General features: G+C 60.3%; 8 protein-coding genes and 1 rRNA gene. 6 read left to right on the top strand and 3 right to left on the bottom strand.

Going from position 1 to position 9,754, the window contains the following annotated elements; genetic code table 11:
• Nucleotides 1-102 (top strand): 5S ribosomal RNA (rrf, locus tag G3N94_RS22470); the annotation flags it as partial.
• 187 nt (nucleotides 103-289) lie between these two features.
• On the opposite strand, the gene G3N94_RS22465 is transcribed toward rrf, so the two are convergent.
• On the bottom strand, nucleotides 290-895 hold the full coding sequence (locus tag G3N94_RS22465) for a hypothetical protein (protein ID WP_205794765.1): 606 nt from the start codon (nucleotides 893-895) through the stop codon (nucleotides 290-292).
• Between the two features lie 705 nt (nucleotides 896-1,600).
• Between G3N94_RS22465 and G3N94_RS22460 the strand changes: the two genes are divergently transcribed.
• Complete coding sequence (locus G3N94_RS22460; protein ID WP_205794764.1) at nucleotides 1,601-2,032, top strand: hypothetical protein; 432 nt, start codon at nucleotides 1,601-1,603, stop codon at nucleotides 2,030-2,032.
• Nucleotides 2,033-2,404: 372 nt separating this feature from the next.
• On the opposite strand, the gene G3N94_RS22455 is transcribed toward G3N94_RS22460, so the two are convergent.
• Both G3N94_RS22455 and G3N94_RS22450 read right to left on the bottom strand, forming a co-directional pair.
• Nucleotides 2,405-2,752 carry a DUF4148 domain-containing protein gene (locus G3N94_RS22455; protein ID WP_205794763.1) on the bottom strand — a complete coding sequence of 116 codons (348 nt, stop codon included), beginning with the start codon at nucleotides 2,750-2,752 and terminating at the stop codon, nucleotides 2,405-2,407.
• Nucleotides 2,753-3,067: 315 nt separating this feature from the next.
• On the bottom strand, nucleotides 3,068-3,238 hold the full coding sequence (locus G3N94_RS22450) for a hypothetical protein (protein ID WP_205794762.1): 171 nt from the start codon (nucleotides 3,236-3,238) through the stop codon (nucleotides 3,068-3,070).
• A 210-nt stretch (nucleotides 3,239-3,448) separates the two neighbouring features.
• Here G3N94_RS22450 and G3N94_RS22445 point away from each other — a divergent pair, with 210 nt between their 5' ends.
• The 4 genes from G3N94_RS22445 (at nucleotide 3,449) to G3N94_RS22430 (ending at nucleotide 9,591) form a co-directional block, all read left to right on the top strand.
• Nucleotides 3,449-4,453 (top strand): UDP-glucuronic acid decarboxylase family protein, encoded by a 1,005-nt coding sequence (locus G3N94_RS22445; RefSeq protein WP_205794761.1) that lies wholly within the window; start codon nucleotides 3,449-3,451, stop codon nucleotides 4,451-4,453.
• Nucleotides 4,450-5,481 (top strand): UDP-glucose 4-epimerase GalE, encoded by a 1,032-nt coding sequence (gene galE / locus G3N94_RS22440; RefSeq protein ID WP_205794760.1) that lies wholly within the window; start codon nucleotides 4,450-4,452, stop codon nucleotides 5,479-5,481. Before G3N94_RS22445 ends, galE begins: the two co-directional genes overlap by 4 nt.
• A 1-nt stretch (nucleotide 5,482) precedes the next feature.
• Nucleotides 5,483-6,916 (top strand): UDP-glucose/GDP-mannose dehydrogenase family protein, encoded by a 1,434-nt coding sequence (locus tag G3N94_RS22435; protein ID WP_205794759.1) that lies wholly within the window; start codon nucleotides 5,483-5,485, stop codon nucleotides 6,914-6,916.
• Nucleotides 6,917-7,131: 215 nt separating this feature from the next.
• On the top strand, nucleotides 7,132-9,591 hold the full coding sequence (locus G3N94_RS22430) for a glycosyltransferase family 2 protein (RefSeq protein ID WP_205794758.1): 2,460 nt from the start codon (nucleotides 7,132-7,134) through the stop codon (nucleotides 9,589-9,591).
• Nucleotides 9,592-9,754 lie beyond the last annotated feature (163 nt).

Raw genomic sequence — 9,754 nt, 5'->3', positions numbered from 1 at the left:
TAGCGAGTCGGTCCCACCCCTTCCCATCCCGAACAGGACCGTGAAACGACTCTACGCCGATGATAGTGCGGATTCCCGTGTGAAAGTAGGTAATCGTCAGGCTCCCTCAAGCCAGAAACCCCCGCCCGACAGGCGGGGGTTTTTGCATTGGGGCGGCGAAAATGCGTGGTAGCGCAACGCTGACGCGGGCGGAGCACGCCAGTGCCCTTGACCCATGCTGCCAAAGACTGCTGACTCGCACGCGCTGCCGCACTACCGCCTTGATCTGTTTAACCGACGGCATACCGCACTAGCGAATGCCACTGTCGGTATCGGAACCGCTGGACGTACCAAGATGCAGTTCCCGATCGAAAGCACGATTGACGTCGCAATACTGCTTGCGAGCTGATGCTGATTTCTTCCATTCGAAGTACAGCGGCGGGTGGCCCGGCGATCCATCGGTGTTCTCGGCGAGGACGTAGTAGTCGAAACGAACGTTGGCCGCCGAGGCGTAGCTGGTCCCGGCATCCCTGTTCGCCAATATCAACTGTGCGGGCTCGCCGTTGGCGTTGACCAGCAACCGGAAGTCGTGGAGCTGGCAGTCCGCTCCGCCGCCGGCCATAACGTGAAGTTCCTCGTGATCGTCGCCGTTGTGCGGACGGAAGATCGGTACGACGCTCCACGACTGACCGCGATTGCCCATACCGTCGCGGACGAAGATGGAAACGACATCGAAGCCGTGCGCATTGAAGTTCTCACGCCATGCACGCACTATCATCGCATCGTACCCGTGCAACTGCAGGCGATTGATGCCATTTGCCACTCGGATCACTTTGTTCCCATCTTGCGCGCTGACCTGACTCGAGATACTGAACAAGACCAGTCCCAATGCACACAGTTTTAAGAGTTTTCGCACGGACACGTCTCCTTGGTGGAGCGCGGTTGCTGCCGTGAAACAGGTTTACGCCGCGTTCAGTGATACGGTACAGGTGCCAAGCCTATCTTGAACTCGCCAAGGCAGCAATTCGTCGACGGATGGTCACCCCATGCACTCGAACCGTGTGGCGCGCGACCGGACGACGCCTGCCAAATTATGCGATTACTTACGAGCCGTTCTTCGGTTCAATCCATCCATCTTGTCGTGCCCGAGGGCTTGAGATCCTGACGCTGAGTTGCCGTGAAGTCACGGGGGGAAGTCAACTCGCATCTCCGCACGTGGTCTAACACCGTACTTGAGGACGGTGGCTGCGAGACGTGCGACTGTCAGGCGGCGTGGGCGAACCGGGCGCAGAATGGCGGCCGCTACGACGTGAAGTACGGGAGGGTCGAGTCGTCAAACCCTCGCGGACCCATGCCAGGGAAAGCCCACTTCTACACGGTGCGTCGCCATCCCGTCACCAGTCGCCCGAGCGCTATCGGACACTTCTCGTCCGAAATGCGGCAAGCGCCGATCAATAAATCAATACGAGCGGCTGTGGCGTGGCGCGACCTTGGCGTGGCTAACCGCCGCCGAAATTCTTCTGAAGAGAAAACATTGCACTGCGAATTATCACCGCCGTCGGCAAATACCTGATGGCCCTGGAGGGCGACGCAGAGGGGAAGACCAACGAGGCGCGCGCCGATGACACCGGCGACGCCGTCTTCATCCACAACCAGATGGAGAAATCTCATGAAGAAATATGCATCCATTGCAGCGCTTGCGCTCGCAATCTTCGTTGCCGCACCGGCGGTATTCGCCAGGGGCGTGGGCGGCCCATCGCATGGCTCAGGCGGAACGGCTCGCCCCGAGTGCTGGATCGCTGGTAAGAACGCGATGCAGGCAATCGACCTCCGCAATAACGGTCGCACACGCGACGAGGCGCGAAGCGCGCTCTATATCTCCGCGATGGGGCAGCCTGGCAACACGCCCGAATGGATCGTGCGCGACATCATTGACCCGCGTCTGCATGCTGCGTATAAGACGCCTGCGTCGGAGAAGATCGACCCGAACGCGGTCGGCGAGGCAGTGTTCCGCGAGTGTCAGGCGAGGTTGATGCAAGTTGGCGCGCGTTAGTAAAACATCCGACGTTTGCCCGCGACAATTAACCTTATCGAAACAAAAAGGAGAACTGACGAGAAATTGCTGAAAGGATCCTCGCTCTAGCTCGCAAGCACGTCGATTCCGGCGCGGAATTTCAGTGTTCTGCACGTCATTCGATGACGCGGCCCGCCTGTGCCTCACCCGTTGGCAGTTGGTATGAGCGACGAATGCGCGCTCAAAAAGCGCCCGGCCCAGGCGGGCCGAGCCAAGCCATCGGAGGTCCGATGGCGGAGGTATTACATTGAACCGGCCCGACGGGCGTGATCGCCGCGGCGAGCCGGTCTGTCATTCGAAATCAGTCGGCGGCGGTTCCGGACGGATGAAACCGCTTCGCCCGGTCGTGACTTAGTGCCCGCGGTACAACGACTTCATCTCGTCATTGGCGCGCGGTTGCATCATCTTCCCGGGCTTGCCGGCCGCCACGGCCCCTTGCGCTTCGTTGCCGACGCCACTGTTGTCGACGCCTTGTGCCTGCGCGATCGCATACTGTTGCGCCACGCGCGCTTGCGCGGCCTGAATGGCCTCAGGGTAGCGCGGGTCTTCGCCGGTTGCCGGGTTGTAGCCGGCCTGCTCGAGTTCCACCAGCTCCGCGCGCACCTGGGCGCGGGTCAGCGGCGCATTGCCCTGCGCGAATACGGCAACCGGAGCGACAAGCGCGGCGGCAACGACGACGGCTTGAATCAGGTTCTTCATGATGCTTACCTCCATTTTTTTGGTGTCTCGCTACGAACACCTTGTTCGTAACCGATGACTGCAGTCTAGGTAAGCGAGTGCTTAAGAGATAGATGGCGCCGGGGAAGAGACTGTTCCTGGATCTTCACGCAATCGTGGCGATTGGCGCTTGTGTGGCCGTGTGCGGCGACGGCGAGTGCAGCGCGATTGCCACGATGTGCCGATGCGAGCGATCTCTGATCGAGTGTCCGCGTATATTTCCCGGAACGAAATAGGGTCGTCGAGACGATGTTGGGGACTCTCTTCCTCAACGCGCGATGCACCACAATCGCCCTTTCAGAAATGAATCATTTTTGCGGCGTTTCGGGAGAAATTCATGCTTTCGCCGAACGCCGACGTGATCGGATCAATACGCGATGTGCTGTCACGCCACCGGTCATCGCGCCCGTTGGATAGCTTGCTGCCGCGCAGCAGAGCTGCATAAGTAGGACGAAATTGTTCCCGCATGCGGGCCCGTAATCGCGGCGCTCCGCGTTTTCACGAATGCAACGTTTTTGCGGCATTTCATGCTGCACCACAGCAGAGCATCCCCGCAAGTCGCCTGAATTTAATTGCGTTCCGACCACCGCGTGCATTTTGGTACATGCCTTGCTTATGGTCCAGCCCGGTTTTCGCAATTTCATGTGACTGCGGTCGTCTGGGATGGGAGCGTTAGAAATGACACTCACGCGATTTCGGAACAGCAAGGATATGCCGACGACAATTGTGACGGGCGGCGCCGGCTTTCTTGGTAGCTACGTCTGCGAGCGGCTGCTCGCAGAGGGAGCGCAGGTCATCTGCATTGACAACCTGATGACCGGCAGGCGCTGCAACGTCGCACATCTCCGGTCGTCGCCACGCTTTGCGCTGATCGAGGCGGACATCTGCGCAACCTTGCCGGATATCGACGTCGACGAGATATGGAATCTCGCCTGTCCGGCGTCGCCGCCCAGCTATCAGGTCGATCCCACACACACGTTGCTGACAAACGTGATGGGAACGAAGCACTGCCTCGATCTCGGCCGGAAAACCGGTGCCCGTGTGTTTCAGGCATCGACGAGCGAGGTATACGGCGATCCCGAAGTGCATCCGCAGGTGGAAACGTATTGTGGGCATGTCAATTCCACAGGACCGCGGGCGTGTTATGACGAAGGAAAACGTGCCGCGGAAACGCTCTGTTTCGACTACAGGCGTAGCTTTGGCGTCGACATCCGGGTCGCGAGAATTTTCAACACCTACGGCCCGCGCATGAATCCGAAAGACGGGCGGGTGGTGTCCAATTTCATCGTGCAGGCCCTGTTGGGGGATCCTGTCGAAATTTATGGCGATGGTCAGCAGACGCGCTCGTTCTGCTTCGTCACGGATCTCATCGATGGCTTTTTCCGGTTGATGCGGTCGCCGGCCGAAGTGACCGGGCCGATCAATCTCGGTAACCCGAGCGAGTTCACGATGCAGGAACTCGCCCGACTGGTCATTGAAATGACCCGGTCCTCGTCGAGCATCAGCGCAATGCCGCTCCCGATCGACGACCCGAAGAAGCGGTGCCCCGACATCAGCATGGCGGAGAAATTGCTCGACTGGAGACCGACGGTCTCGCTCAAGGACGGACTGGCCGCGACCATAGACTATTTTTGCAATGAGCTATGGCTGTCTCCCGTTGCAGCGCCGGAGCCGACGCGATGAGAGTCCTCGTCACCGGCGGTGCCGGCTACATTGGAAGCCATACGTGCAAATCGCTGGCCCGCGCCGCCCACACGCCAATCGCGTTCGACAACCTGTCGTCCGGTCACGCGGACGCAGTGTGCTGGGGTCCTCTCCATGTCGGCGATATCCTCGACCCCGATGCGCTGGATGCCGCGTTTTCCGAGCATCGCCCGGAATTCGTGATCCATTTTGCGGCATTGGCTTATGTCGGCGAGTCGGTCATCGAACCCGGCAAATACTATCGCAACAACATTGCGGGTACGCAGACATTGCTCGATGCGATGCGGCGGCACGGTGTGATGCGGATCGTGCTGTCATCGAGCTGTGCCACGTATGGCATTCCAGCCATGCTGCCCATCTCGGAAGCAACGCCCCAGGCGCCGGTGAACGTCTACGGCTTCACCAAGCTCGTCACGGAGAGAATGGTGGCGGATTACGAGCGTGCGTATGGCATGCGCTGGATCGCGTTGAGGTATTTCAATGCGGCGGGAGCGGATCCGGAAGGGGAGCTGGGCGAACGCCATCATCCAGAGACACACGCGATTCCGCTGGCCATCGGAGCCGCGCTCGGGAAAGCCCCGCCATTCTCCGTGCTGGGCGTGGACTATCCGACGCCGGACGGCTCGGCCGTCCGTGACTACGTACACGTCAGCGATCTTGCCGACGCACATGTTCTGTCCATGAACCATCTGGTGGAGGGAGGCGCGAGCGCGGCCTTCAACCTTGGGACCGGAAATGGGACTTCCGTCTTCGACGTCATCAAGGCCGTCGAGTCCGTCACCGCCCGCCGCGTTCCGGTGTTGCTGGCTCCGCGTCGAGCCGGCGATCCACCGGCGCTTTATGCAAACGCAGGGCTGGCCCGGGAGGTTATCGGGTGGCAGCCGCGCTTCGTCGAAATCCATCAAATGGTCGAGACGGCCGCCGACTGGTTTCGGCGTACCACCTGGCGAGAAGGTTCGGATTCCGAGTTACTCGGTGTTCATCGCGCCCATTCACTGCGAGGCTGATATGTCTGTTCAAATCGCAATTGTCGGAACCGGCTATGTTGGCCTCGTGTCGGGTGCCTGCCTGGCCGAGCTCGGCCATGACGTGATCTGCGTCGATAACGACACGGACAAGATCAGTGCATTGAACAACGGGCGCATACCCATTTTCGAACCCGGACTTGACGAACTCGTGAGCCGCAACGTGAGCAACGGGAATCTGCGCTTCAGTCTGGACGTTCCCGGCAGCGTCCGCGGTCGCGATGCGGTCTTCATCACGGTTGGGACTCCTTCGCATGCCAGATCGGATCGAGCGAATCTGGACCATGTGATGGCGGCTGTGGAGGAGATTGCGTCCAACCTCGATCAATTTGCGGTCGTTGTCATGAAGTCGACGGTTCCCGTCGGTACCAGCCGCATCGTCCAGGGCGTGGTCGAGCGTTGCCTGCCTGCGGGACGGACGGCAGCCGTTGCATCCAATCCGGAGTTCCTGCGCCAGGGCTGCGCAATCAATGATTTCATGCGTCCGGACCGCATCGTCATCGGCGCCGAGCATGAGCAAGCCATCACGATCCTGAAACGGATTTTCGATCCGCTTGAACGGCAGGGACGCGATGTCCTGATCACGGAAATCGAAACGGCCGAGGTGATCAAGTACGCTTCCAACGCGTTCCTCGCCGTGAAGGTCAGCTATATCAACGAGATTGCGGATCTGTGCGAGGCCGTCGGCGCCGATGTGGAGCGTGTCGCCGCCGCCATGGGACTGGATCATCGTATCGGGGCCGCATTTCTGAAGGCCGGGCCTGGCTGGGGCGGATCCTGCTTTCCGAAAGATACGCGCGCACTCAGGGCACTTGCCTCCGAGCATGTCGTGTCGCTGCGTATCGTCGATGCCGCCATCGAGGCCAACACGATGCGCAAGGAAGCGATCGTGAAGAAGATCGATGCGGCCTGCGGGGGTTCCGTCGCCGGCAAACGACTGGCCGTTTTCGGCCTGACCTTCAAAGGGGAAACCGACGATGTGCGCGAAAGCCCGAGTATCGGGTTGATCCGGTCACTGTCCGAGCGCGGTGCCAGGATCCGCGCCTATGATCCGTCCAGGCCGGCCGGCGCCGTCCGGTTGCTCCCCGGCCTCGTCATGGCATCGTGTGCGATCGATGCGATCAAGAGCGCCGATGCCCTCATCGTGATGACGGACTGGAAGGCGTTCCTCGATTGCGATCTGGAGGAACTGGTTGCGTATATGTCCGATCCAGTCTTGATCGATCTGCGCAATCTCTTCGACGAGGGTGCGGTGCGCAGCAGTGGCTTCCGTCACTATGTGCGAATTGGACGTAGAGCGCCAAATCCGCGGCTGCCCGCGCCGACGCAAATCCTGCAGCCGATCCCGACCACGGAATGGATGCCGGCCAACACGAGCACCCCCATGATCGGATCGACCATTCCATTGACGGAATAGGTGCGGGCCAACGCGACCCGGGGGCCGCGAAGATCGGCCGCGCGCCTGATACACGCTATCTCGTTCCCATGAGCGAATACACATCCGGCCGGTCACTGGATCCACGGTGGCCGCAAGCAGAGGCTGAGGCTGAACAGCCGTTGCTTGCCCCGCTCTTGCCTGCAAGAACGCGAGCCTGTTATGCGTTGCTCGCAATACTGTGGGTTGCGTGCCTAATGACATTCTGGGTGTGGTGGCTGCGGCCGGAGCACACGGTCGATGGATTCAGATTCACCACTAACTGCGTTTTCCTCTTCTGGACCACGGTCATCCCCGGCTATTTCGTGGCAATCGCGTGGCGCGCGCGCGTTCCCCATCCGGCAAGGTCCGTTCCCGCGGGGCTGCGCGTGGCGATGGTCGTCACCAAGGCACCCTCCGAACCGTTTGAAATTGTCGAGAAGACGCTCGTCGGCATGTTGAATCAGACGTATCCGCACGATACGTGGCTGGCGGACGAAGATCCGTCGGCGGAGACCATTGCCTGGTGTGCGCATCACGGCGTACGACTCTCGACGCGAAAGGGTGTGACCGCATACCACAATGCGTCATGGCCGAGGCGCACGAAGTGCAAGGAAGGGAATCTGGCCTACTTCTATGATCGGTATGGATACGAGGGCTATGAATTCGTATCGCAACTGGATGCGGATCATGTGCCGACCGCGACGTATCTAGAGGAGATGCTTCGCCCTTTTGCGGACAGGCAGGTCGGCTACGTGTCGGCACCCAGCATCTGCGACAGCAACCGCGCATCGAGCTGGAGTGCGCGAGGGCGGCTTTACAATGAAGGACCTTTTCACGGCGTCCTGCAGGCCGGTTATAGCGGCGGTCTCGCGCCGCTATGCATTGGATCGCATTACGCAGTCCGGACTGCGGCACTGCGCGAGATCGGCGGTCTCGGCCCGGAGCTGGCGGAGGATCACTCGACCACGCTCATGATGAACGCCAAGGGTTGGCGCGGCGTTCACGCACTTGACGCGATCGCGCATGGGGAAGGGCCACGCACCTTCGCCGATATGGCCACGCAGGAATACCAGTGGTCGAGGAGCCTGATGCTGATCCTGCTGCGCTACACCAGGCATTACTACGCACCGCTGCCGCTTCGCCTCAAGGCCCAGTTCCTCTTTTGCCAGCTCTGGTACACGCTGTTTTCGTTGTCGATGGTCGCTGCGTGTGCCATCCCCGCCGTAGCGCTGTGGACCCACAAAGTCTGGGCCCATGTCGACTACGTGACGTACTTCCTGCACACGTCCCCGATCGTGGCAAGCCTGGTTGCCCTGATGGCGTGGCTGAGAAAGACCGGCTCGTTTCGCCCATACGACGCGAAGCTGGTGACGTGGGAGGGCGTCTTGTTCCTGTTCGCACGGTGGCCGTGGGATCTGTTTGGCACGCTGTCGGCAATCAGTGACCGCATACGCGGGCGCGAATTCAGCTTTCGCGTCACAGCGAAGGGCGATGTCACGGAAAAGCAGGTACCGCTGCGTCTGGTGATGCCATACCTGCTGATCTCGCTATTCTGCGGAATCCCGGTGCTCGCAGTGCGCAATGCGCAGGCGGCCGGGGGGTTTTACGTCTTCTCGATCGTTTCCTGCCTGACGTATCTTCTGATCGCCATCGTCATCGTCGTCGCTCACAATCGTGAACGGGGGCAGCGCACCGCTTCGATCAAGCTACTGATCGGCAACCGGTCTCTTGCGCGCAATCTGCTGTTTTCGGTCGCGATAACGGTGGCGCTGTCAGGTCTTGCTCTGCGTTTCACGACTGGCATTCAGGCGATGATGTGGCGGCCGGCAACGGCCCATGAGCGGGTGGCGGGGCATCGCGCCGCCACCGAGCCGGTGCTGGGCGTGTACGACCCCAACCACGATTTTTCAGAAGCCGACGATTTGGCAATCGAGCAGATATTCGTCTCCTGGTCGGATGCCGACGCCATGTCACACATTCTGCAATCCTACGATTACGCCACACGCCGAAACCGTTGGTTGATGATCGCCATCGAACCCTGGCCCGCTGCAGGACGCGCGCGCAGCACGTTACTCGCAGACATCGGCAGGGGCACGTACGATCCCGAGATACACGCGATCTGCAAAGGCATGGCCGAACTCAACGCCCCATTGTTCGTGCGTTGGGGCCATGAAATGGAGACGTCGTTCGCGCGGTATCCCTGGGCTGGCAACGCGCCAGCGCTTTACATCGGCGCGTACCGGCACTTCGTCGATCAATGCCGTCGCTTTACGAGCAAATTGCTCTATGTCTGGTCGCCTGCAGGCGACCCCAACCTCGATCACTATTTTCCGGGCAGGCCCTATGCCGACTATATTGGCCTGTCCGTGTACGATTGCCCGCACTGCAACGTTGAGCCTGCAGGCGGTGCTTACTCGGTGGCGAGCATCTTCCGGGAAAAATACCGGCGCGTGCAGCGCTACGATCGACCTGTCATGATTGCCGAGCTCGGAGTCGATGGCGAGGCTGAATACAAGCGAAAGGAGATCGACCAACTACTGGCGACGCTATGGCGTTACCCGCTGTTGAGATCCGTGTTCTACTTCGATGCCAGGGACACTCCGGGTGCCTGGCCGACACAGTACGTGCCGGATTGGCGAGTAGACCCGGCTTTCTTCCGTTTGGAAGGTGGGTGAGATCGAGATGAGCACGGTCATCCGGCGTTCATCACAATGCACGTTTTGTCCGGGTTAACGTCGTCTCTGTCCATTGAGGGGAACGCGGCTCAGGCTCTAAATTGGTGTCATTAAACCCACCGGGCGCTTGCGAGAAAGAAGCTTATCTCGCGCGCCGCCCGCC

This window comes from Burkholderia sp. Ac-20353 (genome assembly GCF_017104785.1).
GTDB lineage: Bacteria > Pseudomonadota > Gammaproteobacteria > Burkholderiales > Burkholderiaceae > Burkholderia.
This window is presented reverse-complemented; position numbering and strand designations above follow the sequence as displayed.

Coding starts and splice junctions, on each gene's coding strand:
- G3N94_RS22460 (WP_205794764.1), top strand. CDS start 1,601: ATGACACCGGCGACGCCGTCTTCATCCACAACCAGATGGAGAAATCTC.
- G3N94_RS22455 (WP_205794763.1), bottom strand. CDS start 2,752: ATGAAGAACCTGATTCAAGCCGTCGTCGTTGCCGCCGCGCTTGTCGCT.
- G3N94_RS22450 (WP_205794762.1), bottom strand. CDS start 3,238: ATGCGGGAACAATTTCGTCCTACTTATGCAGCTCTGCTGCGCGGCAGC.
- G3N94_RS22445 (WP_205794761.1), top strand. CDS start 3,449: ATGACACTCACGCGATTTCGGAACAGCAAGGATATGCCGACGACAATT.
- galE (WP_205794760.1), top strand. CDS start 4,450: ATGAGAGTCCTCGTCACCGGCGGTGCCGGCTACATTGGAAGCCATACG.
- G3N94_RS22435 (WP_205794759.1), top strand. CDS start 5,483: ATGTCTGTTCAAATCGCAATTGTCGGAACCGGCTATGTTGGCCTCGTG.
- G3N94_RS22430 (WP_205794758.1), top strand. CDS start 7,132: ATGACATTCTGGGTGTGGTGGCTGCGGCCGGAGCACACGGTCGATGGA.